Here is a 23,648-nt window from a genome sequence, read left to right on the forward strand (position 1 = left end):
GGGTGGGGGGGGGGGGGGTTGGGTTTGTGGGGGGTTTTTTTCTTTTTTTTTTATCAAAAACCCCCCCCCACGCCTCACCTCGTCGTTGATCTATCGATCATTGTTGCTTGATGACGGCTGCACTGTGCCAGCGGTGAAGGCCTTATCCTGATATTTCGGGCGAGCATGGGGTTGATCAAGCGTTCCGGGCTTGCCGAATGGGCGGCAGGGTTCCGAGGAGGTACGAGCCGACGCGGTGATCGTGGCCCTGCCGCTCGACTGGCTCAGCGCCCGGCACGGCTTCGAACCGCAGGCAAGTCGAAGTTCGCGAACATCGTGTTCGCGTCGGAGTTGGACCGGCGGATCCAGGCGGCCGGGAGCCTCGCTGCGGGCAGAGACGCCGCTGGCGCTCCTTTTCGCTCCGCATCGGAGCCGGCCCCGCACCGCGCCCGAAACCTCCGTGATCCCCGGCCCCCGAAACCTCCGCGATCCCGCCGCGCACCGTCCACCTGCCGCGCTTCAGCCTGTGTCGTGGCTCGGACTGTGCCGTCACTTGACCGGGGCGTGTCCCGGCTGTGTCGTGGGGGCAGGGTGGGCGGTGGCTGTACCTGCGTCGTGGAACAGTCGCCGGGCGGTCTGCCACGCCCGGACGGGTGTGGGGTGACCAGCGGCGGGGCTGGAGCCCGCGGGAGCGTGCGGGCAGCACCACCCGCGGAGTGGGAAGATCGGCTTTTTGATCGTGGTCGTGGAGGGTGGGGCTGTGGGGGAGGGCGGCCGGCTTGAGGTGGTGGGCTAGGAGATGGTGGTCACGGCCGTGGTGGCGACAATTGTGGACATGATCACCGCGGCCTGGATCTCCTTGATGAACGTGCCCACCGCGACGCTCGCCCAGTGCGCCTCGCCCATCTCCTTCAGCCGCTTCTTCGTCTCCCGGGTCGGCAGCTCCGGGAAGACGGGCTTGACCCAGTCCAGCGCGTCGACGAGCGTGCAGAGCGCGATGGTGCGGGCGTCAGCCTCCACCGCGGGGTCGCCGATCGCCTCACGCATCAGCCGGCGGCGCTCGGACTCGACAGCGGGCTCGCCACCCTCCGGCGCGGGGTAGCGGGTCACCGGGAACACAAGCATCACCTTGTCGGCGCGACGCTCCAGCACACCGGCCTCGACCAGGCCGTCAAGCACCGGGTTGCGCGCCTTCTTGGAGAGCTTGTAGATCCAGTCCTTCGGCTTGCGCGGCTTGTCGTCCGCCACGATCGTGGCAAGCGCGGCGTCGACGGCCGGGGAGCCGGTCGGGGTGGGGTCGATGACGGCAATCCGGTCGTCGCGCACCTCGATGCGCTCGGCCAGCGCGAGCTCGACGAGATGGGCGCCGGCGACGCCGTAGTCCATCCAGATGCTCGTCCCCTGCGGGGCGCCCTCGTTGTTGTAGGCGAGCAGCACCAGTTCCTCAGCCAGCGAAATCGTCATGACCCGATGGTATTTCCGGCCTGCCAGCCGCGCGTCCGCCGCGCGCGGGACCACGGCGGTCCGCCTCACGGGGGATCATGGGCCGCATGGATGAGCTCACCGTTCCGGCCGCCGACGGGCGAACCCTGCACGTGTACGACAGGGGCTCCGGCGCGCGCGTGGTCCTGTGGCATCACGGGACGCCCAATATCGGCACGCCGCCGCGCCCGCTCTTCGACGCGGCGGACCGGCTCGGTGTGCGGCTGATCGGGTACGACAGACCCGGGTACGGCGGTTCCACGCCCCTGCCCGGCCGGGACATCGCCTCCGCCGCCCGGGACGCCGCGGTGGTGGCGGACGCGCTCGGCGTCGGCACGTTCGCGGTGCTCGGCCACTCCGGCGGTGGTCCGCACGCGCTGGCCTGCGCCGCGCTGCTGCCCGGCCGGGTCACGGCCGCGGCGTCCATCTCCGGGCTGGCCCCGTTCTCCGAGGAGTGGGACTGGTTCGCCGGGATGGGACCGTCCGGCGTGGCCGGGCTCAGGGCCGCGCGTGACGGCCGTGCCGTGGAGGATTCCGGCGTCGACTTCACGCCCGCGGACTGGGCGGCGTTGGAGGGGGAGTGGGGCTGGTTCGGCGAGGTGGTGGGCCCGGCGGTGGCGAGCGGGCCGGAGCCGCAGCGCGCCGACGACCGCGCCTACGTGAGCCCGTGGGGTTTCGACCCCGCGGGCATCGCCGTGCCGGTGCTGCTCGTGCACGGCGCCGACGACCTGGTGGTGCCCGCGGCCCACGCACGCCACGTGCACCCGGAGGCGGAGCTGTGGATCACGCCGGGGGCGGGGCACATCTCGGTGCTGCCGCCGACGGCCGAGCGCGCCCTGGAGTGGCTGGCGGTCAGAACGTGAGGCGGGCCGCGAGCGGCAGGTGGTCGCTTCCGGTGCGGTCGAGCGTCCACACCCTCGTGACGGTGAGCGACCGGGCCATGATCTGGTCGATCCGGGCCACCGGCGCCCGGGCCGGCCAGGAGAACGCGAATCCGCGGCCGGTGGTGCTCACCACGTCCTGAACCGGCTGCAACGCGCGGTCCTCGGTGGTGCTGTTCAGGTCGCCGATCAGGATGACGCGGCCGAGGGGCTCCGCGGCGAGCCGCTTGCCGAGCAGGATCGCGCTCTCGTCCCGGCGCTCGCTTGCGAACCCGCCCGGGCCCAGCCGCATCGACGGAAGGTGCGCCACGTAGACGGCGACCTGGCCCTTCGGCGTCTCCACGACCGCGCGCAGGGCCCGGTTCCAGAACGGGTCGTCCACTGTCGACGGCCGAATGTTGACAAGCTGCGACTCGGTGATCGGGAAACGCGACCACAGCCCGACGGTCCCGTGCGTGGCGTGGTGCGGGTAGGCGGACCTGAGGACGGCGTCGTACTCCTCGGTCACCGCGGGCAGCAGCTCCTCGACGCCGATCAGGTCCGCGCCCGCGTCCCGCAGTGTGTGCGCGGTGCCGGTGCGGTCCGAGTTGACGTCGCTGAGGTTGTGCTGCACCACTGTCAGGTCGTGCGGCGCGTCCCGGCCGGGCAGCAGCTTTCCGCCACAGACGACGAGCCACGCGAGCACCGGCAGCAGGGTTACGATCGCCGCGGTACGTGACTTCGCTAGTAGCGCCGCAAGCAGCAGCAACGGCACGCCAAGGCCCAGCCAGGGCAGGAACGCCTCGATCAGACTGCCGGCCCTCGGCCCCCAGTTCGGCACCAGCCGGTGCAACCCGATCAGAGCGGCAAGCAGCACCGCCCCCGCCGCGATGATCCTCGTCCGCACCCGACGATCATGCCAGGGCCCGCTCAGACCATCGACGGCACCGCGGCGTGGGTCCGGTGCAGATAAACGATGTCGCGAACGAACGACCACGTCAACGCGGTCAGTGCCGCCCCCACCAGCAGGCCCGCGTACAGCCCCGGCAGCAGCCCGGAGGCCGCGATCACCAGCACCACGCCCTGCACCGCCGCCACGGTCTTGCGGGAGTACCGCACCGGGAGATCGCCCTGCAGCCACGTGAAGTGCCACCCGAACGCCACGAACACGTAGCGGAACGCGCCGATCGCCAGCACCCACCACCCGAGATGAAGCGCGACGAAGACGCTCAGCACCAGGATGAGGAACGCGTCCACCTCGCCGTCGAAACGCGCCCCGAACGGCGAGCTCGTCCCGGTCCGGCGGGCGACGACGCCGTCCACACCGTCAAGCACCAGCGCCACCGAGGCGAGCACGATCAACACCGCCACGGGGGTACGGTGCGGGTCCGCCACCAGCGCGGTCACGCCGCCGACAAGCGTGGCCCGGGACAGTGTGACCGCGTTCGCCGGCCCGAACGCGCGCATCCCGGAGCGGTGCATCGCGCCGCTCACCAGAGCACACAGGGCCAGCGCGTAGATCGTGCCGGCCACCCACCCGGCCGTCCCGATCCCGGCCGCGGCGGTGAGCCCGCCGAGCACTGCGAACTGGGCGAGCAGCCCGGCCGCGGGCCCGCGAAGGGGACTGACCGTGCCGGTCCATACGCCTGCAGTCACTACGCATCCTCCATGCCGTTGACCGCGGTAACTCACCGGCGGTCGCGTTCTGTCAACACGGAAATGCGCGGCAGACGGTTCATCGGATCTTCGAACCGGATCGGCGAAACATCCGTACTCCCTGGTGACGACGACGGTTGGGGATCTTGACCAGCCGGTCGGCGTGCAGCAGACCGTTACCGTCAGTGGAGGACCGGATGAGTGTCGCCGAAGCGCCGAGGTACGCCTCGTCGTGGCTGGACCTGCGTGAGCCCGCGGATGCCGCGGCCCGCGCGTCGGAGCTGGTCGATGTGCTTCGCGGCCACCTGACGGAGGTCCCGGACCCGGTGATCCTCGACATCGGCTGCGGCACCGGCTCGATGGCCCGGTGGCTGGCGCCCCGGCTCGGCGGCCGCCAGCACTGGATCCTCCAGGACCACGACGCGGATCTGCTCGACGTCGCGGCGGCGAGCATGATCGGCACCGGCGCCGCGATCACTGTCGAGACCCGGCAGGGCGACATCACCAAGCTCACCGCGAAGGACCTGGACGGCGTCTCGCTCGTCACCACGTCCGCGCTGCTCGACCTGCTTGACGCGGATGACGCGGCCCGGATCGCCGCGGCCTGCGCCGAGTCCGGCACGCCCGCGCTGCTCACGCTCTCCGTCGCCGGCCGTGCGGAACTGACCCCGGCCGAGCCGCTTGACGGGCCGCTGAACAGCGCGTTCAACGCCCACCTGCGCCACCACGTGGCCGGGCGCACGCTGCTCGGCGCGGACGCGGCCGACGCCGTGGCGCAGGCGTTCACGGAAAAGGGAGCCACGGTCCAGGCCGTACCCAGCCTGTGGCGCCTCGGCCCGGACCAGCGCGAACTGACTGCCGAATGGTTACGCGGCTGGGTCACCGCCGCCTCCACCCGGCTGGGCCGCGACGCCGCGGTCGAGACGGAGATCGACGACTACCTCAGCCGCCGTCTCGCCCAGGCCGCGGCCGGCGAGCTGACGGTCACCGTCCACCACACCGACCTGCTCGCACTGCCGGGGGATCAGCGATGATGCAGAAGGTCCTGTCCTGGGTGAAGCCGATCGCGGGCGCCGCGATCCTCGCGCTGCTGTTCTGGCGCCTCGGCTCCGTCGCGTTCTTCGACAGCCTGCGCGTGCTGACCTGGCCGATGCTTCTCGCGGCCGCCGGCATCGGACTTCTCACCACCGCGTTCAGCGCGTGGCGCTGGTGTCTGACCGCCCGCGGCCTGGGCATCCGCCTCCCGCTGCGCGGCGCGATCGCCGACTACTACCAGGCGCTCTTCCTCAACGCCACGCTCCCGGGCGGCCTGCTCGGCGACGTCGACCGCGCGGTCCGCAACGGCCGCGACACCGGCGACGTCGGACGGGGCGTCCGCGCGGTCGTGCTTGAGCGCACCGCCGGCCAGCTCATGCTGTTCGCGGTCGGTGCCGTGGTGCTGCTGGCGGACCCCGGCCTTGCGCTCGCGGTCCTCGACATGGTCACCATCAACCCGGTCGCGGTCGCCGGCAGCACTGTCGCACTGGTCGCGGTGCTGGCCTTCGTCGCGGTCAAGCTCCGCCGCAGCCCCGGCCGTCTCCGCCGGGCGCTTCACACCGCCACCGGCGACATCCGCCGGGGCCTGCTGTCGCGCCGGAACTGGCCCGGCATCCTGCTCGCGTCCGCGGTGATCCTCGGCGGTCACGTCGCCACGTTCCTGCTGGCCGCGCGCGCCGCCGGCTCGCAGGCACCGACGCTCACGCTGCTTCCGCTGCTGGTCATGGCGTTGCTGGTGATGGTGCTGCCGGTAAGCATCGGCGGCTTCGGCCCGCGCGAGGGCTTCCTGGCCTGGGCGTTCGGCACTGTCGGCTTCAGCGCCACCCAGGGCATCACCGTCGCCGTCGTCTACGGCCTGTTCGCCCTGGTCGCGAGCCTGCCCGGCGTCGCGGTCCTGGCGTTGCGCCTGCTCGCCCGCCACCGCGCCCCCGAGCCGGCCGCCGAGCCCGAGCCGCTCCGGCCCCCGGCCACGCCCGCGGCCCCGGTCGTCCCGAAGGATCTTCTTCCGGCCCGCACCCGTAAGCAGCTTGAGCCCGCGACGGTCTGACAAGCGTCAAGCGATCTTCCCGCTCCCGCGGTGGCCCGGCCCGCACGCTCCCGCGGGCCGCCGGCCCCGTCGTGGCCGGGCCCAGGGCGCTGCGCGTCCACAAAACCGCCGCGCGGGCTCGCCCCGGTCTGGCGGGAATCAGACCAGGCGTTCGAAGAGCGAGGAACACCAACGGGTGTACGGGTCGGCCGTCCCCTCCCGGCGCGGATGCACCCGGTTTCCGAGCACCACCACGCCCAGCTCGCGCGCCGGGGAGAGCCAGAGTCTATTCCCGACAAATCCGGTATGGCCGAACCCGGGCAGCGCGGCGGCACCGAGCCCGGGCCGCGGCGTGACCATCCAGCCCAGGCCGAACCCGGCACCCGGTGACGGCGGCGGGGGCGGGGGCGGCGAGCGCAACCACCCCTGCGCGGCGGCCGTGACCAGCGCCAGCGTGCCGAACGCACCCGCCTGCCCGGCCACCCCGCCCATCGCTGCCGCGTTCTCGTCGTGCACCTCGCCCACGATCAGCCGCCCCCGCCACCCGCAATCCTCGGTCGCGACTGAGGACGACGGCGGCGCGCCGAAGCGAAGACCGGTCCGGTCCAGCGCCAGGGCGGCCAGCGACCGTCCGGTCAGCGACTCCACCACCTCGCCCAGCAGGAGGAATCCGAGGTCGCTGTAAACCTCAGCGGGCGGGCCGAGCGGTACGGACAGGGCGGCCCGCACCACCGCGTCGCGGCCGGAGACGGTGCGGAAGAACGGCACCGACGCGGGCAGACCGGCGGTGTGCGTGAGCAGCTGCCGGATCGTCGCGCCGCCCACGGCGTACCCCCGGCAGGGTTTCCAGATCGTGGCGAGCGGCGCGTCGAGGGGCAGGCCGAGCGCGAGCACCTCCGGCAGCGTGACGAGCACCTTGGTCAGGCTGGCCAGGTCCCACCAGTCGTCGATCGCGGCCGGGCGGCCGGTGGACAGGTCCGCGGTGCCGTGCACCACCTGTGCGAGGACGCGGTCCGGGCCGAACACGGACACCGCTGTCGCGGGTGCAGGCGACGACGCCAGCACATCGCGCAGAAAATGAGCATCCAACCCCACGCGTACAGGTATAGCCGAGCCACTATTTTGGTGCGGTGACGCACCTCTGCATCGACTTCGGCACGTCCAGCACGGTTGCGGTGCTGGCCGGCCCCCAGGGCGTACGCCCCGTGATCTTCGACGGCGTCCAGTCGCTGCCGTCCGGCGTCTGCGCGGACCCGACCGGCCGCCTGCTGACCGGCGTGGACGCGGAGCACGCGGCCCGGACCGCGCCGGAACGGTACGAGCCGTTCCCGAAGCAACACATCGACGAGCAGTCAGTGCTGCTCGGCGGCGTCGAGTTCGCGGTCGCGGACCTGATCGCGGCAGTGCTCCGCCGGGTGGTCGCGCAGCTGCCCGCGCCGCCGCAGCGGGTCACGCTCACCCATCCGGCCGCCTGGGGCTCGCAGCGCCGCGAGGTGCTGTGGGAGGCGGCCGCGCGGGCCGGTCTGGGCTCGGTCCGCCTGGTCAGCGAGCCGGTCGCGGCCGCCGCCCACTTCACCGCGAACGCGGGGGACACCGTCCCGGCCGGCGGCAGCGTGGTGGTGTGCGACGTGGGCGCGGGCACTGTCGACGTCTCGGTGGTCCGCCGCACGCCCACCGGCTTCGAGGTGCTGGCCAGCACCGGTCTCGCGGACGGCGGCGGCCTGGACCTGGACGCCGCGATCGTCGCCTACCTGGGCACCGTCTACGCGCCGCGCAACGGCGGCGCCTGGCAGCGGCTGGTCGCGCCGTCCACGCCCGCGGACCGGGCCGCGTCGCGCGCGTTCTGGACCGCCGTGCGGGTCGGCAAGGAGCAGCTGACCCGGGCGCCGTCCACCCACATCCACCTGCCGATCCTCGAGGCGGAGGCGCCGCTGGGCCGCGAGCAGTTCGAGTCGCTTGCTCGCCCGGTGGTGGAGCGGACCACCGCGACCGCGCTCGCGGTGCTGCGCGAGGCGCGGGTGGAGCCGTCCGCGCTGCACGGCGTGTTCCTGGTCGGCGGCGGCACCCGGGTTCCGGTCCTCACCTCGATGCTTCACCGTGCGCTGGGCGTGGCGCCGCGGCCGGCCGAGAAGCGGGAGCTGGCGGTCGCGCGCGGCGCGGTCACGGCCGAGGACGTGAGCGGCCCGGACATGGAGCTGACAGTCCAGGCCGCGAAGCCGCTCGACCGGACGAAGGTGTACGCCGCCGCCCAGATCCCGGTCCGGAAGCCACCGAAGGGGAAGACGAGCCGCACCCAGCGCCGCCGGCGGTTCCTGGTGGCGGCCGTGCTGCTGGGCGCGGTGGCGGTCGGCGGCGGCGTCGCCTACGCCGTGGACCTGGGTAACCGGGCGGACTCCGGCGCGTCGTCGCCCGAGGTGCCGGAGAACGACTGGGACGGCGACGTCTTCATGCAGATCAACACGGTGCGGGAGGGCGCGGACGGCACGCTGCTGATCAGCGTGCGCGAGGCGGCCCAGGACGACGGCAGGGGCTACATCACGATCGACGGCACCGACCCGTGGGTGACAGTGCTCGTGGACGGGTCCGCGGAGGTCCGGCGCGTCGATGACACGCCGTCAAGCGTCGACGAGCTGTTCCAGGATCTGAACGCGCGGGCCGGTGAGCACCGCGCCGAGGGCCTGATCCTGACGTTCGGCCCGGATCACACGGTGGTCGGTGTGAAGTGGGTCTATCCGCCGGCGGAGTGAACGGCCGCCGCCCGCTCAAGCGTCTGCCGGAACGCGCGCGCGGCCGGTGACGCCGCGCCGGCCACCCGCTGCGCCGTGAAGATCGTGCGGCGTGGCGACGACGGCAGGTCGACAAGCCGGCACGACGTCGACCGCCCGGCCCAGACCAGGTCCGGGATCAGCGCGACCGCGTTACCTGACTCGACAAGCCGGATCTGCGACTGCAGGTCAGCTGTCTCGTAGCGGACGTCCGGCTCGAAGCCGGTGGCCCGGCACAGCTGCATCGCGAAGTGCCGGGACGCGGTGCCGTGCGGTTCCATCACCCAGGGCAGCTCCCGGGCGTCGCTGAGCGTCGACACCGGCCGCAGCGCTTCGGAGACCGGCGGCAGCGCGAGCCGGATCGCGTCCGTGGTCAGGTCGCGGCGGTCCAGGCCCGGGTGGTGCGGCGCGGCGTGCGCCGGGTACTGCTCCGCGACCACCATGTCGAAGTCGCGCGCCCAGGTCTCGCGAAGTGCCTCCTCCGGCTCGCGCTGGACCATCTCCACGCGCACGTCCGGGTGCTGGGTGGCCATGCTGCGCAGCGCGGCAGGCATCAGCGCCAGTGCGGCGGACTGGAACACCGCGACCCGTACCCGGCCGCTGACCCGGGTGAGCGACGCCTGAAGTGCGGCCTCCGCGCGTTCGAGCGAGTCAAGCACCTCGCCCGCGGACGCGACAAGCACCTCGGCCTGCGGGGTGAGCTGCAGCCGCCGCCCGGACTTGCGCAGCAGCACCATGCCGGTCTCCTTCTCCAGCAGGCTGAGCTGCTGGGACACGGCGGAGGGGGAGAAGTTGAGCGCTTCGGCGACGGCCGCGATCGTGCCGCGGATGGCGAGCTCCCGCAGCAGCACCAGTCGTCTGATCTCAAGCATGCCGTCCACCTCCCGCTCACAGGAACCGCGCCCGCTTCCCGACAAACGGGAGACAGTTAATCTCAGCTGAAGAGTATGCGTAATAAAGCGTCGCTTTTCCTAACGCAAAGGTGGTCGGAAACTGGGCATCAACAAGCATGGAGGGAATCGCCCATATGAACGCCACCGATCCCGAGCTCAGCGCCGAGGCCGTTGACCTGGTCCGCCGCTGGCTGCGTGAAGCGGAGACCTATCCCGTCTCCGGCTCCGCCGCGCAGCTCGCCGGCGTGCTGCGCGACCCGAAGGGCCTGGCGTTCGCGGTCGGTTTCGTCGACGGCGTCGTCCGGCCGGAGGATCTGCAGGTCAGCGCGCGTGCACTCAGCCGCCTGTCCCGCGATGTGCCGTCCTTCCTGCCCGCGCCGCTGCGTGCCGCGGTGAAGGCCGGTGGCGCGCTCGCCCCCACCATGCCGGGCGTGGTGGTGCCGATCGCCCGCCGCGTGCTTCGGGAGATGGTCGGCCACCTGATCGTCGACGCCACCGACGCCCGCCTGGGCAAGGCGATCGCCAAGATCAAAGGCCAGGGGGTACGACTCAACGTCAACCTCCTCGGCGAGGCAGTGCTGGGCCGCGGTGAGGCGTCGCACCGGCTGACCGAGACCGAGCGGCTGCTCGCCCGCCCGGACGTCGACTACGTGTCGATCAAGGTGTCCGCCACAGTCGCCCCGCACAACCCGTGGGCGTTCGACGAGGCGGTCGCGCACATCGAGACCGAGCTGACGCCGCTGTTCGAGCGGGCCGCGCGGGAGAACAAGTTCATCAACCTCGACATGGAGGAGTACAAGGATCTCGACCTGACGATCGAGGTCTTCACCCGCCTGCTCGACCGGCCCTCGCTTGAGCACCTCGAGGCCGGGATCGTGCTGCAGGCGTACCTCCCGGATGCCTTGAGTGCCATGATCCGGCTGCAGGAGTGGTCCGCGGCCCGGCGCGCCCGGGGTGGCGCCGGCATCAAGGTCCGGCTGGTCAAGGGCGCGAACCTGCCGATGGAGCAGGTCGAGGCGTCGCTTCACGGCTGGCCGCTGGCGACCTGGGGCAGCAAGCAGGAGTCGGACACGAACTACAAGCGGGTGCTTGACTACGCGCTGCACCCGGACCGGATCGGCAACGTGCGGCTCGGCGTGGCCGGTCACAACCTGTTCGACGTGGCCTATGCCTGGCTGCTCGCCGGCCGGCGGGGCGTCCGGGACGGCATCGAGTTCGAGATGCTGCTCGGCATGGCGCAGGGACAGGCGGAGGCGGTACGGCGCGAGGTCGGCGGGCTGCTGCTTTACACCCCCGTGGTCAAGCCGGCGCAGTTCGACGTGGCGATCGCGTACCTGATCCGGCGCTTGGAAGAGGGCGCGAGCAGCGAGAACTTCATGTCCGCGGTGTTCGAGCTGAACTCTTCGCAGGAGCTTTTCGCGCGGGAGCAGAAGCGTTTCGAGGCCTCGCTTGCCGCGCTCTCCGAGGAGGTGCCGGCGCCGCACCGGGTGGCCGACCGGCACGCCGTGGTGCCCGCCTCGACGACCGGGCACTTCGAGAACACCCCCGACACCGACCCGTCCGTCCGCGCCAACCGCGACCTGATGCGCGCCGCGGTGAAGAGGGCCGAAAAGTCCGACATCGGCCGGGCGGTGATCAACGAGGCGCGGGTGGACAGCATGGCCGCGCTCAACGACCTCCTCGAGAAGGCCGCCGCCACCACCTGGCGCACAGTCACAGGTGAGGACCGCGCGAAGGTGCTGCACCGCATCGGCGAGCGCATCGAGGCCCACCGCGCCGAGCTGGTGGAGGTGATGGCCGCCGAGGCCGGCAAGACCGCGGACCAGGCCGACCCGGAGGTCTCCGAGGCCGTCGACTTCGCCCACTACTACGCGGAGCTGGCCCGCGAGCTCGACACAGTCGACGGCGCGGTCTTCACGCCGGCCGGCATCACGCTCATCACGCCGCCGTGGAACTTCCCGGTTGCGATCCCGGCCGGCGGCGTGCTGGCCGCGCTCGCCGCCGGATCCGCCGCAGTCCTCAAGCCGGCCGGCCCCGCGGAGCGCTGCGGCGCGGTCCTGGCCGAGGCGATCTGGGAGGCGCTCGACGACGCCGGCGTCTCCCGCGACGTGCTCACGCTTGTGCAGGTGGACGAGGGTGCGCTCGGCGCCGGGCTGATCGCCCACCCGCGGATCGACCGGACCATCCTGACCGGCGCCTACGAGACCGCGGAACTGTTCCGCTCGTTCCGCCCCGACCTGCCGCTGCTCGCCGAGACCAGCGGCAAGAACGCGATCATCGTGACGCCGAGCGCGGACCTGGACCTCGCGGTCAAGGACGTGGTCCACTCCGCGTTCGGCCACGCCGGCCAGAAGTGCTCGGCCGCCTCGCTTGTCGTGCTCGTCGGCTCCGTCGCCCGCTCGAAGCGGTTCCGTACCCAGCTGCTCGACGCGGTCTCCTCGCTCACCGTCGGCTACCCGTGGGACCCCGCGTCGCAGGTCGGCCCGGTCATCGAGCCGGCCGCCGGCAAGCTCCTCGACGGTCTCACAGTGCTCGGCGACGGCGAGTCCTGGCTGCTCGCACCGCAGAAGCTCGACGACTCCGGCAGGCTGTGGAGCCCCGGCGTCCGGGACGGCGTGCGCCGCGGCTCCGCGTTCCACCACACCGAGTTCTTCGGGCCGATCCTCGGCATCATGACCGCGGACACGCTCGACGAGGCGATCGGCATCGTCAACGAGGTCGACTACGGCCTGACCACGGGCATCCACTCGCTCGACGTCGCCGAGCTGCGCACCTGGCTCAACCGCATCCAGGCCGGCAACCTCTACGTCAACCGCGGCACCACAGGCGCGATCGTCCGCCGCCAGCCGTTCGGCGGCTGGAAGCGCTCCTCGGTCGGCCCCGGCACCAAGGCCGGCGGCCCGAACTACCTGGTCGGCCTCGGCTCCTGGGACTCACGCCCGTCGACCGCCGTCGCGGAGCCGTCCGCCCGGGTGCGCGTCCTGCTCAACCACGCCCGCGCGGTGCTCACCGGCGACGAGGCCGCCTACCTCGAGCGCGCCGCCCGCAGCGACGCCGAGGCCTGGACCGGCCACTTCGCCCCGTCCGACGTCTCCGCCCTCACCGCCGAACGCAACGTCCTCCGCTACCTGCCGGTCCCGGTCGACCTCCGCCTGGAATCCGGCGGCTCAGTCGCCGAGCTGGTCCGCCTCGTCGCCGCCGGCACGCTCGCCGGCGCCGACCTGACCGTCTCCTCAGCCGTGCCGCTGCCGCCGGCCCTCGCCATCCCGCACACAGTGGAGCCGCTCGACGCCTGGACCTCCCGCCTCGGCCCCGGCCGCGCCCGCCTGATCGGCGGCTCGGTCTCCGACGTGGTCACCGCCACCGGCGGCCGCCCCGACCTCGCCGTCTACGGCGGCCCCGCCACCGAATCCGGCCGCCTCGAACTCCTCCCCTTCCTCCGCGAACAGGCGATCAGCCTCACCGCCCACCGCTTCGGCAACCCCGACGGCGTCGCTGCCGCAGCCCTCTGAAGGTCACGATCCGGCGGGGGTACGCGTACCCCCGCCGGATCGTGACCTTTGTTCTGACGCCGCGCTCGTCGACCCGGGCCGGGGTAGGCCGTCACGATCCGTTTGTCACGGAGCGATACTCGATCGGTCACGTCTGGATCACCGGCGGCACCGGAATCGGCCCGCGGGCGTCAGACCTCCCAGGCTTCACCCACGGGAGGAAGACAATGGCGGGACGACAGTTCAGGGCGCCGGCAGTGGCGCTCGCACTTCTTCTGGCGCTCGGCGCGTGTACCGGGAACGGCTACACCGCAAGCGATTCCGGATCGGCGGCGCAGCCGGGGCTGCTGTTGGGCACCGCGCCCGCGCCCGCGCCCGCGGCCGAGTCGGAGTCCGGTTCCGGGGAGGTCGATCCGGCGCGGACGCCGGAGTCGACGTTCGCGATGGACGTGGACACCGCGTCCTACCACTATGCGCGCAACATGATCGGCCAAGGGCTCGCGCCGGGTGTGGACGGGATCCGGCCGGAGGAGTTCATCAACTCGTTCCGGCAGGACTATCCGCAGCCGGCCGGTAGCGCATTCAGCATCACGATGGACGGCGCGCGGCTGCCCGGCGGGCATCGGGTCACGCCGGAGGGCGGCGATGTGCGGCTGCTCCGCGTCGGGCTGCAGGCGAGCGCGGACGACGCCGCGAGCAGGCCGGACGCGCGGCTCACCTTCGTGCTCGACGTGTCCGGATCGATGGGCGATCCCGGCAAGCTGGACGTGGTCAAGGACGCGTTGCGCGCGTTCGCCGCACAGGCGCGCCCCACGGACGAGGTCGCCATCGTGACGTTCAGCAACGACGCCGAGCTGCTCCGCGAGATGACGCCGGTGCGGGACTCGTCCGGGTTCCTCGACGCGGTCGACAGCCTGCGCCCGCTCAGCGGCACAAACCTCGAAAAAGGACTGACCCGGGGGTACGAGGTGGCGCGCGCCGCCTTCCGCCCGGGTGCCACGAACCGGGTGGTGCTGGTCTCGGACGCGCTCGCCAACACCGGTAACACCGCGCCGGACGCGATCCTCGCCGAGGTTCGGGAGGCCGCCGCCAAGCAGATCACGCTGCTCGGCGTGGGGGTCGGCAACGACTACGGCGACCGGCTGATGGAGCAACTCGCGGACAGCGGCGACGGTTTCACTGTCTACGTGTCCGGTTCGGCCGACGCGCGGGAGACGTTCGTACGGCAGTTGCCGGCCGCGGTGCCGGTCCGCGCGCTTGACGCAAAGGTCCAGGTCACGTTCGACGCGGACGAGGTCGCCGGGTACCGCCTGATCGGCTACGACAACCGGCGCCTGGACGCGAGCGAGTTCCGGGACGACGGCGTGGACGGCGGCGAGGTGATGGCCGGCCAGAGCGTGACCGCGCTCTACCTGGTCCGCCTCCGCCCCGGCGCCTCCGGCACGATCGCGCACACCCAGCTGCGCTGGCAGGATCCGGGCACCCGCCGTCCCGAGGAGTCCGGCGCGGACGTCTCGGCGGCGACGCTTGCCGGCGGCTTTCCCGGCGCCGCCACCGGGCTGCAGGTCAGCTATGTCGCCGCCTGGTTCGCCGAGCAGCTCCGCCACAGCGACCACGGAGCGGCCCTCAGCCACACCGACCTGATCGCGCTTGCGGACGCGGCCGCCAGTCGTACCACCGATCCGGCCGTGGCCGAGTTGGCCGCCCTCATCCGCCGCAGCGGCGACTGACCGCCACCGTAGTTCTAGCCCGTCGGGGACCGGCTCTCTGCGGGGGCGGAGCCCCGACTCGACTCCACCGGCTCCGGCGGTGTGGCCATGCCGACGGTCCAGGCGGTGTGGGCGCCGAGGAAGACCAGGATGGAGAGCATGATGCCCTCGATCTGGATCGAGGAGAGCGGGAGGCCGCGGAACGGGAGGACCGCGACGAGCGTGACGAGCAGGTAGAGCGGGAGGCCGAGGAGGCGGAGCAGGAGCGCGCCGCGGCGGGTCATCTCGTTCTCGCGCACGACCTCGGGCGAGAGCATCAGGATCGAGACCGTGCCGAGCACGCCGGCCAGCGCGAACGCGGTGCGCCAGAAGGCCGGCACCTCCGGCGCGACCTGGGCGAGCAGCGACAGCGCGCCGGGGATGAGGAACTGCAGCGAGACCGTGTAGGCCATCCGGCGGACCCGGGGGCCGCCCTCACGGAGCTGGCGGCGCTCAGTGACCGCGACCCACCAGAGGCCGAGAAGCGTGAAGTTGATGCCGGCGACCGCGGCGTAGAACTGACCGACGTCCATGGCGCGGGACGGTAGCGGTCAGGAGAACACGAAACGGCCCCGGGGTCGTCAATCCCGGGGCCGCACGGATGGTCGGTCAGTGCACCATGATCGGCGCGGCGGCCGGCTGGTCGTCGTTGAGGTGGGAGACCTCGCGGCGGCGCGGCAGGAAGAACGCCGGGACCAGTGTGAACAGCACCAGGCCGAACGCGACCCAGAACGTGTTGCCGAACGAGTTCGCGGCGAAGTCCAGGCCGCGCTGGATGAGCGACGGGTCGACGCCCTGCGCGGACGCCGGGTTCAACTGTGAGCCGATCGCGATCTGCGCCTCGGTGACAGTTCCCCCGTTCGGGGTGGGAACGGCGGTGGAGCCGTCGAGGTGGCTGGTGAGCACCACCGACATGATCGCGGTGCCGACCGAGCCGCCGATCTGCTGGAGGATGTTCACGAGCGTGGAGCCGCGCGCGACCTCGTGGCTGGTGAGCGTCTTCAGCGCGGACGTCATGATCGGCATCATGGTGCCGCCCATGCCCAGGCCCATCACGAACAGCGAACCGCAGAGCAGCAGGTACGACGTGTCCGCGTCCAGCTGGGTGAAGGTGAACATGCCGAGCGCGATCAGCAGCAGCGCGAACGGCACGGTACGGCCGACCGGCACCCGGTCCGCGAGCATGCCCGCGATCGGCATGGTGACCATCGCGCCCAGGCCCTGCGGCGCCATCAGCAGGCCCGCGTGCAGCGTCGACTCGCCGCGCACCTGAAGGAAGTAGCTCGGGAAGAGCAGGCCGGCGCCCATGAACGCGACGATGAACACGGTGATCGTGATCGAGGCGACCGCCAGGTTCCGGTTGCGGAACAGGCGCAGGTCGAGCAGCGGGTGCTTCGGCTTGAACGAGTAGAGCACGAAGCCGATCACCAGCAGCGCGCCAACGAGCATCGGTGCCCACACCTTCGTCGCGGTGACAGTGCCCTCCTCGGGCAGCGACGACAGGCCGAACAGCAGCGCGGCCAGGCCCGGCGACAGCATCAGCATGCCGAGGAAGTCGAACGACTCGGACGGCTCCGGGTTGTCCTTCGGCAGTACCAGCCACGCGTAGACGAGCGCGATGATGCCGATCGGCAGGTTGATCAGGAAGATCCAGTGCCAGGAGGCGATGTCGATCAGCCAGCCGCCCAGGATCGGGCCGCCGATCGGGCCGAGAAGCATCGGCACGCCGAGCACCGCCATCAGCCGGCCGATCCGCTCCGGGCCGGCGGCGCGCGTCATGATCGTCATGCCGAGCGGCATCAGCATGCCGCCGCCGAGGCCCTGCAGCACCCGGAACGCGATGAGCATGCTGATCGAGTCGGCAAGCGCGCAGAGCACGGAGCCGATCGTGAACAGCGCGACCGCGGCCATGTAGAGCCGCTTGGTGCCGAACCGGTCGGCCGCCCAGCCGGTGAGCGGGATGACTGTGGCGAGCGCCAGCGTGTACCCCGTCATGGTCCAGGCGACGCGCGCGTAGGTGGCGCCGAACTCCTCCTGGAACGTCGGCAGCGCCACGCTGACGACTGTCACGTCCAGGATCGACATGATGGCGCCGAGGACGACTACCCCGGCGATTTTTAGAACCGCACCATCAAGTTTCTGTGATGTTACGGGCGCTGACTGGCTACTCATGGGCTCCCCCCGGGACAAATTCCGGGCCAAGCCTAATCATTAACCAGGCGCATGCGCACATCGGTTAGAAAGCCCAACAACACTTCGGGGGTACGGCGTGAGCTGCGCACCGAACCCGTCCTGCCGAGTTTTGCTCCGCTTTTCGGCGCTGGTCACGGCGGCTTTTCCAGTGACAGATGTTGCCATTGTTCCGGTTTGACGCCATCGATCCGAAATCGCATTCCCGAGACGAGCGTCACGTGCGGAATATATGACGCACCACGTTTACGTTACCGCCGCGTTGCATTCATCGGCCGTCGGAGGCGGCACCACCCGTGCGTGTGACCTACGCCGAACACGATCATGCCGTCGACGGGTCGCTGAGACAGTCGTTCTGCGACCCCTTGGAGGAAGAGTGCTCTCAGAAGCCAGCGCGCCGATCGTGCGGGCCACACTGCCCGCGGTCGGCGAGCACCTGGAGGCGATCACCGGCACGTTCTACGACACGATGCTCGGTGACCACCCGGACCTGCTGAACCTGTTCAGCCGCAGCGCGCAGGCGACCGGCGAGCAGAAGGCGGCGCTGGCGGGCGCGATCGCGGCGTACGGCGCGCAGCTGGCCGGCGTCGGTGGCCTCCCCACCTCCACCGTGGACCGCATCGTGGAGCGGATCGCCCAGCGGCACGCCGCGCTCGGCATCCGCCCGGAGCAGTACACCCTGGTCGGGAAGTACCTGCTCGGCGCGGTCGGCACGGTGCTCGGCGCCGCGGTCACCCCCGCGGTCGCGGCCGCCTGGGACGAGGTCTACTGGCTGTTCGCGGTGCGGCTGATCGGGCGGGAGGCCCGGCTCTACGCGTCGGCAGGCGTCACCGGCACCGAGCCGTTCCGCCGGGTGACAGTGCTTGGCCGCGAGCAGGCGGCCGCGGACACCGTGTCATTCACGGTGGACTGGGCGGCGCCGTTCCAGCCGGGGCAGTACATCAGCGTCGCGGCGGACCTGCCGGACGGCACCCGCCAGATCCGGCAGTACTCGCTTACCGGCGCGCCGGGTGAGCCGCTGCGCATCACCGTGCGGCACGTGCCGGGCGGCGCGGTCTCCGGGTGGCTGCACGCGTCCGTGCACGCCGGGGACGTGCTGACCGTCAGCCCGCCGTACGGCGACCTCTCGCCACCCCCGGGCGACGGGCCGTTGTTGCTGATCAGCGCCGGGGTGGGGGTCACCACTATCGCGTCGATCCTGGCGCACGTGGCGGCCACCCAGCCGGGACGCGTGGTGACGCTCGCGCACGCGGAACGCACGCCGGAGCGGCACGCGCTGCGCGACTGGGTGGCCGCGCACGGCGCACTGATCCCGAACTTCGACAGCCGCGTCTGGTACGGCGAGCGGATGGACCCGGAGCTGCTGCCGGTGACGCCGGAGACCGAGGTGTACCTGTGCGGGCCGATCCCGTTCATGCGCGCGGTCCGGGCCGCGCTGTTGGCCCGCGGCGCGCCCACCGAGCGCATCCGCTACGAGGTCTTCGGCTCCGACCGGTTCCACACCGCGGCCCCGGTGGCCGCCTGACGCCCGGGTCAGGCGTTCCTCACCCCGGGTTTGATCGTGCGCCCACGGATGCCGCGGCCCGCGGGAGCACGCGGGGCTCGAGCCCGGCGGGAGCGGGAAAATCTGCGGTGTGGGTCTGCCGTTGATCAGCGTGGCGAGGCTGGTCGGGCTACCCCCGCCAGCCGTGACCGTCGTAGCCCGACGTGCCGGGCTCCCAGCCGGGCGCCTCCGGCTCGGGGCGCAGCTGTTTGTCGACGCGCTCCGCGATCGCGCGCGCGGCAGGCGAATCGGTGCCCACGGTCTCCGCGATGATCTCCTGCGAGCGGTCCGCGACCGTCGCCTTGGCCAGCCGGATCGTGGCCATCACGGTGCGCGCCAGCTCGTCCGGGCTGACCCGCTGGCTGCCGCGGGTGAACCTCAGGTCGAGCAGCGCGCCTGTGGAGTCGATGGTGACCTCGACCAGGTCGTGCTCGTCCGCGAGCGTGACCCGGAGCTCGCCCAGCCGGTCGCTCATCGTCTTGGTGTCGGCCGCCAGCTTGTCGATCCGGCCCTTCCAGGCACGCATCCGATCCATGGCACCGTCGGGATCCAGAATCCCGCCCCCGCCCAGAGCCCCGCTCTCCATGCGCCTCCTCCCACCGGTCCGCGATCGCCGCGGACATCGTATGTGCCGGTGACCAGTCCGACGGGCCGGGGAGCGGCCGGGTTCCCGGGCCACGGCAGTCTCCCCTCAGCGTTGTCTGATTGTGTGGTTTGGTCCGCAAGAATTCGACGAGATTACGGAAATATTGCGCAGTGGCCTTGTGCGGGACGGTACGCGCTTTTTAGAGTCGGTCCTCCATCGATGAATCGAGCGCTGCCATGTCCTTGCGCCACCGCCGCGCGGGAGGGGTGATCGCGACCGCCGTGCTCCTCACCGGCCTCGTCGCCGCCCCCGCCTCCGCCGCCGCACCATCCACGCCCGTCACCCGGGCCGCCCTCGATCCCGCACTCACCGCCGGGCGCGGGGCGGACGTGCCGTTCCTGGAGCAGGAGGCGGAGCGCGCGGTCACCAGCGGCACCGTCATCGGGCCGGGGCGGGACGCGTACACACTGCCCGCGGAGGCGTCCGGGCGGAGCGCCGTGTCACTCGCGCCGGGACAGTGGGTGGAGTTCACGCTGCCGCGCGCGGCGAACGCGATCACGGTGCGGTACAGCATCCCGGACGCGCCGGGCGGGGGTGGGATCACGGCGCCGCTCGGTGTCACGGTCAACGGACGCGATGCCCGCACCATGACGCTGACCTCGGAATACTCGTGGCTGTACAACCAGTATCCGTTCACGAACGACCCGGGTGCCGAGTTGCTGCACCCGGACTGGTGGATCACCGAGTGCGGGTGTGTGCCCGCGGAGACCACGCCGACGCCGGTGATCTCGAAGCCCTTCCGGCCGAGTCACTTCTACGACGAGCAGCGGTTGCTGCTGGGACGCGGTTACCAGGCGGGCGACCGGGTACGGCTCACCGCGTCCGCGGCGGCCTCCTGGACGGTGATCGATCTGCTCGACTCGGAGATGGTGGGGGCGCCGCGGGTGCTGCTCAAAGCCGCGAACGTGCTGGCCTTCGGGGCGGACCCGACGGGCCGGCGGGATGCGGCGCCGGCGATCGAGCGGGCGATCCGGTTCGCGCGGGTGGCGCGGGTGCCGGTGTATCTGCCGCCGGGGACGTACCAGGTGAATCGGCACATCATCGTGGACGACGTGACGATCGAGGGCGCGGGTAACTGGTACACGATCGTCAAGGGGCGGTCGGTGGCGCTTGAGACGCCTGCTCCGGACGGGTCCACGCATACCGGCGTCGGGTTCTACGGCCAGAACTCGCGGCATGTCCGTCTGGCACACTTCGCCATCGAGGGCGATGTGCGGGAGCGGATCGACAAGGACCAGGTCAACGGCGTCGGCGGCGCGATGAGCGACTCCGTGATCGAAGGACTGCACATCCGGCACACCAAGGTCGGGCTGTGGTTCGACGGGCCGATGACGCGCACCCGGATCCTCGGCAACATCATCGTCGATCAGATTGCCGACGGGCTCAACTTCCACATCGGCGTGACGGACTCCGTGGTCAGCAACAACGTTGTGCGCAACTCCGGCGACGACGGGCTGGCGATGTGGTCGGAGACGGCCGCCAACGCGCGCAACACGTTCGACAGGAACACAGTGCAGACGCCGGTGCTGGCCAACGGCATCGCGATCTACGGCGGCACTGACAACACGGTCTCCCGCAACCTGATCGCGGACCCGATCCGGGAGGGCAGCGCGCTGCACGCCGGCTCCCGGTTCGGCGCGCTCCCGTTCGCCGGCGTCCTGCACTTCACCGACAACACGACGGTACGGGCCGGGACGTTCGAGCTGAACTGGAAGGTCGGGCTGGGCGCACTCTGGATCTACGCGCTGGAGAGCAGTATCTCGTCCGGCATCTCCGCCGACGGCAACCACTTCCTGGACAGCACCTACAACGCGATCATGCTGGTGTCCGACTGGCCGGTGAAGGACCTCTACTCGATCAGCAACGTCCGGGTCACCCGGACACGGGTGGACGGGACTGGGACGTCGGTGCTGAGCGCGCGGGCGGCCGGGTCGGTCTACCTGTCCGACGTGGATGCCCGGAACGTGGGCGCGGTCGGGGTGAACAACTGCGGAAGCTTCGGCTTCACCCCGGCGGGGTCCGAGTTCGCACTGACGGACGGTGGCGGCAACGACGGCGGCTGGCTTGCGGCCTGGATGCTGCCGAACACGATCACCTGCGACGACCGTCCCCCGGTGGTCGCACCGCCGGCGCCCTCGCCCTGGGGGTAGCGCTGCCAGCGCCGGCACCCTGGGTGGGGTGCCGGCGCTCACGGCACCCGAACCTGTGCATTCGACTCCATCAGGCGGTGGGCGTCGGCTATCCGATCCAGGCCGCCGCAATCTCGGTGACGACGGGGTGGAGTCCGCAGCTGCGGCGGATATGTCTCGGGCTTCGCCTGCGACAAGGCATATAAATGTGAGGACGGCGTTGCGCCGGGCGGACAGCCGCCTGAATAGAAATCATGCGGAGGCGGAGATGACCGGGCGGGTCGCCGGACCGGCCCATCGACGTCGCGCAGGCCAGTGCGAGGGGATCACCCCTCTCCGTCGCGACCGCGGGCTCATCGCCATCGTGTCACTCCGGTTCGGGAGCACCACCGCGGGCCAGGCGAAGGCGCCTGGCGTTCCGGATCGCGAGACCCCAGGCGCGGTGGCGCTCGTGCACGCGGCGGAACTCCTCGGCCGCGGGTGAATAAGACCGTGAGGCGGTGCGATCGCGCATCGTGGCCAGCTGGACAGTCGTGAACATCTGTAGTTGCCGCATTGATACATGGTGTCACGGGATGGAGGGGAAAGCCGATTTCCGGCACCGTCATGAATTCGCCATGTGCACCTTGTGGGAATCAGCCAATAAGGCCTCGGATAGCGTGACCTATTAGGCAGCAACGGTCGCAGAAACCTTGCATTACGTTCGTGCCGGCCGCCGCTCCTCAGGGTGGCGCCCGTGCTGCCGATGCGGGCATCGCCGCTACGCCCACTCGATCCTGGTCGCCCCTACCGGGGCGCCGTTACCGTGGGTTCATGATCCTGACCGGTGCCGAGACCTTCCTGGAGACGCTCGCGACAAGCGGGCTCCCGCCCTTGCGCGGCGCACGGCGGCTCGGTGACGACTTCCGCGCCGGGGTGGTGACCCGCACGCTCGGCCCGCTGCGGCTGGCCGAGATCCGCACGCCCGGCGGCGAGTGCTTCCGGGACGCGCGGTCCGGGCTCGCCGCGCACGCGGAGATGTGGCAGCTCGACGTGATGCTGCGCGGGCGGGTCCGGGCTGAACAGGGCGGCGGCACCGCCGAGCTCGGACCGGCGGACCTGATCCTGATCGACCCGGTCCGGCCGGTCTGGTTCGCCAGCACCGACGCCACTCGGGTGAGCATGCTGGTGCCGCGGCAGGCGTTACGGCTCCGCGCGGCTGACGCGGACCGGCTGGCCGGCGTGCGGATCCGCGGTGACAGTGGCCCTGCCGCGCTGGTGTCCTCGCTGGTCCGGGAGATGGCCCGGCCGCTTACCGGCTTTCGCGCGGTGGAGGAGGTCCGGTCCGCGGCCGCGGTGGTCGAGCTGATCTCGGTGGCGCTCGCCGCCCAGCTCGGCGATGCCGGCGCGGTCCCGGACGACGAGGCGCTGCGGGACCGGATCGCCGGATTCGTCGAGGCGCGGCTGGCGGACCGGGATCTGACGCCGGCCTCGATCGCGGCTGCCCACCACATGTCCGTGCGCCGGCTGCACAAGCTCTTCGAGGGCGCACCGCTGACAGTGGCCGCGCTGATCCGCCGCCGCCGGCTGGAACGATGCCACGCGGACCTGGCCGGGACCGGGCGCACTGTCGCATCAGTCGCCGCGCGCTGGGGGTTCGCCGACCCGGCGCACTTCAGCCGGTTGTTCAAGGCTGCCTACGGATACAACGCGGCGGCGCTCACGTCCAGCGGCCGTGCACGGACGGTCAAGGCGCTCGCGTCCGGTCCGGGTCAGGATGGAGCGCATGGAACAAGAGTCAATCGAGGCGATGCGTGCGATCCCCGCCCGGATGTGCGCGGGCTGGAACGCGGGTGACGCCGCCGCGTTCTTCGGCGACTTCGCGGAGGACGCCGACTTCGTCGAGTTCGACGGCACGATCCTCAAGGGACGTGCGGAACTGATCGCGGTCACCCAGCCGATCTTCGACACCGTGATGAAAGGCTCCCGGCTGGAACGCAGCGAGGTGCCGATCGCCCGGATCATCCGTCCCGGCTGGGGCGTGCTGCACCACCGGGCCGGCATCCAGCTCCCCGGCGAGGACGCGCCGCCGGCCCACCGCTCCACGATGCAGCTGATCACGGTGGTCCGGCAGAACGAGCGCTGGGAGGTCGTGGCGCTGCAGAACGCCCGGGTGCTCTCGATCGACGCGATGATGGCGCTGGAGTCCTGACCGCCGCTGGATC

Annotated in this window: 18 protein-coding genes; 10 read left to right on the top strand and 8 right to left on the bottom strand. The window is 71.5% G+C overall.

All coding sequences use genetic code 11. The features are described from left to right. Positions 1-771: 771 nt before the first annotated feature. Positions 772-1,443 (bottom strand): GPP34 family phosphoprotein, encoded by a 672-nt coding sequence (locus ACIA8K_RS18300; protein WP_396060255.1) that lies wholly within the window; start codon positions 1,441-1,443, stop codon positions 772-774. 86 nt (positions 1,444-1,529) lie between these two features. On the opposite strand from ACIA8K_RS18300, the gene ACIA8K_RS18305 reads away from it, so the two are divergent. Next, on the top strand, positions 1,530-2,324 hold the full coding sequence (locus ACIA8K_RS18305; protein WP_396060257.1) for an alpha/beta fold hydrolase: 795 nt from the start codon (positions 1,530-1,532) through the stop codon (positions 2,322-2,324). Here the strand turns inward: ACIA8K_RS18305 and ACIA8K_RS18310 are convergent. Next, positions 2,314-3,228, bottom strand: coding sequence for an endonuclease/exonuclease/phosphatase family protein (locus tag ACIA8K_RS18310; protein WP_396060259.1), 915 nt, complete (start codon positions 3,226-3,228; stop codon positions 2,314-2,316). The two genes, ACIA8K_RS18305 and ACIA8K_RS18310, sit on opposite strands and share 11 nt — an antisense overlap. A gap of 23 nt (positions 3,229-3,251) precedes the next feature. Further along, positions 3,252-3,977 carry a CDP-alcohol phosphatidyltransferase family protein gene (locus ACIA8K_RS18315; protein WP_396060261.1) on the bottom strand — a complete coding sequence of 242 codons (726 nt, stop codon included), beginning with the start codon at positions 3,975-3,977 and terminating at the stop codon, positions 3,252-3,254. Between the two features lie 197 nt (positions 3,978-4,174). Here ACIA8K_RS18315 and ACIA8K_RS18320 point away from each other — a divergent pair, with 197 nt between their 5' ends. Further along, positions 4,175-5,011 (top strand): methyltransferase domain-containing protein, encoded by an 837-nt coding sequence (locus tag ACIA8K_RS18320; RefSeq protein WP_396060263.1) that lies wholly within the window; start codon positions 4,175-4,177, stop codon positions 5,009-5,011. Then, entirely contained in the window at positions 5,008-6,060 is a 1,053-nt protein-coding gene (locus ACIA8K_RS18325) for a YbhN family protein (RefSeq protein WP_396060265.1), read from the top strand. The genes ACIA8K_RS18320 and ACIA8K_RS18325 overlap by 4 nt, the downstream gene beginning before the upstream one ends. A 138-nt stretch (positions 6,061-6,198) precedes the next feature. Here ACIA8K_RS18325 and ACIA8K_RS18330 read toward each other — a convergent pair whose 3' ends face one another. Then, positions 6,199-7,134, bottom strand: a complete 936-nt coding sequence (locus ACIA8K_RS18330) for a serine hydrolase domain-containing protein (RefSeq protein ID WP_396060267.1) — start codon at positions 7,132-7,134, stop codon at positions 6,199-6,201. 35 nt (positions 7,135-7,169) lie between these two features. Here ACIA8K_RS18330 and ACIA8K_RS18335 point away from each other — a divergent pair, with 35 nt between their 5' ends. Next, the gene (locus ACIA8K_RS18335; RefSeq protein ID WP_396060269.1) at positions 7,170-8,786 is read left to right on the top strand and encodes an Hsp70 family protein; all 1,617 of its coding nucleotides are present in this window, start codon (positions 7,170-7,172) and stop codon (positions 8,784-8,786) included. Here ACIA8K_RS18335 and ACIA8K_RS18340 read toward each other — a convergent pair. Further along, a complete protein-coding gene (locus ACIA8K_RS18340; protein ID WP_396060272.1) occupies positions 8,768-9,676 on the bottom strand; it encodes a LysR family transcriptional regulator in 909 nt (302 codons plus the stop codon). The two genes, ACIA8K_RS18335 and ACIA8K_RS18340, sit on opposite strands and share 19 nt — an antisense overlap. Positions 9,677-9,831: 155 nt before the next feature. Between ACIA8K_RS18340 and ACIA8K_RS18345 the strand changes: the two genes are divergently transcribed. Beyond that, positions 9,832-13,209 carry a bifunctional proline dehydrogenase/L-glutamate gamma-semialdehyde dehydrogenase gene (locus ACIA8K_RS18345; protein WP_396060275.1) on the top strand — a complete coding sequence of 1,126 codons (3,378 nt, stop codon included), beginning with the start codon at positions 9,832-9,834 and terminating at the stop codon, positions 13,207-13,209. A gap of 206 nt (positions 13,210-13,415) precedes the next feature. Further along, positions 13,416-14,918: a von Willebrand factor type A domain-containing protein gene (locus ACIA8K_RS18350; RefSeq protein ID WP_396060278.1), complete on the top strand. Its 1,503-nt coding sequence runs from the start codon at positions 13,416-13,418 to the stop codon at positions 14,916-14,918. A 14-nt stretch (positions 14,919-14,932) separates the two neighbouring features. Here the strand turns inward: ACIA8K_RS18350 and ACIA8K_RS18355 are convergent, their stop codons facing one another. Continuing rightward, positions 14,933-15,469, bottom strand: coding sequence for a hypothetical protein (locus ACIA8K_RS18355; RefSeq protein WP_396060281.1), 537 nt, complete (start codon positions 15,467-15,469; stop codon positions 14,933-14,935). A gap of 76 nt (positions 15,470-15,545) precedes the next feature. Beyond that, positions 15,546-17,108 (bottom strand): DHA2 family efflux MFS transporter permease subunit, encoded by a 1,563-nt coding sequence (locus ACIA8K_RS18360; protein ID WP_396060284.1) that lies wholly within the window; start codon positions 17,106-17,108, stop codon positions 15,546-15,548. Positions 17,109-17,502: 394 nt separating this feature from the next. On the opposite strand from ACIA8K_RS18360, the gene ACIA8K_RS18365 reads away from it, so the two are divergent. Continuing rightward, positions 17,503-18,651 (top strand): globin domain-containing protein, encoded by a 1,149-nt coding sequence (locus ACIA8K_RS18365; RefSeq protein ID WP_396060286.1) that lies wholly within the window; start codon positions 17,503-17,505, stop codon positions 18,649-18,651. A gap of 148 nt (positions 18,652-18,799) precedes the next feature. Here the strand turns inward: ACIA8K_RS18365 and ACIA8K_RS18370 are convergent, their stop codons facing one another. Next, positions 18,800-19,195 (bottom strand): YbaB/EbfC family nucleoid-associated protein, encoded by a 396-nt coding sequence (locus ACIA8K_RS18370; protein ID WP_396060289.1) that lies wholly within the window; start codon positions 19,193-19,195, stop codon positions 18,800-18,802. Between the two features lie 296 nt (positions 19,196-19,491). On the opposite strand from ACIA8K_RS18370, the gene ACIA8K_RS18375 reads away from it, so the two are divergent. The 3 genes from ACIA8K_RS18375 (at position 19,492) to ACIA8K_RS18385 (ending at position 23,635) form a co-directional block, all read left to right on the top strand. After that, positions 19,492-21,465 (top strand): glycosyl hydrolase family 28-related protein, encoded by a 1,974-nt coding sequence (locus ACIA8K_RS18375; protein ID WP_396060291.1) that lies wholly within the window; start codon positions 19,492-19,494, stop codon positions 21,463-21,465. Between the two features lie 792 nt (positions 21,466-22,257). Continuing rightward, complete coding sequence (locus ACIA8K_RS18380; protein ID WP_396060294.1) at positions 22,258-23,280, top strand: helix-turn-helix domain-containing protein; 1,023 nt, start codon at positions 22,258-22,260, stop codon at positions 23,278-23,280. After that, complete coding sequence (locus ACIA8K_RS18385; RefSeq protein ID WP_396060297.1) at positions 23,210-23,635, top strand: SgcJ/EcaC family oxidoreductase; 426 nt, start codon at positions 23,210-23,212, stop codon at positions 23,633-23,635. The genes ACIA8K_RS18380 and ACIA8K_RS18385 overlap by 71 nt, the downstream gene beginning before the upstream one ends. Positions 23,636-23,648 lie beyond the last annotated feature (13 nt).

The organism is Catenuloplanes sp. NPDC051500 (genome assembly GCF_044454585.1).
Lineage (GTDB): Bacteria > Actinomycetota > Actinomycetes > Mycobacteriales > Micromonosporaceae > Catenuloplanes.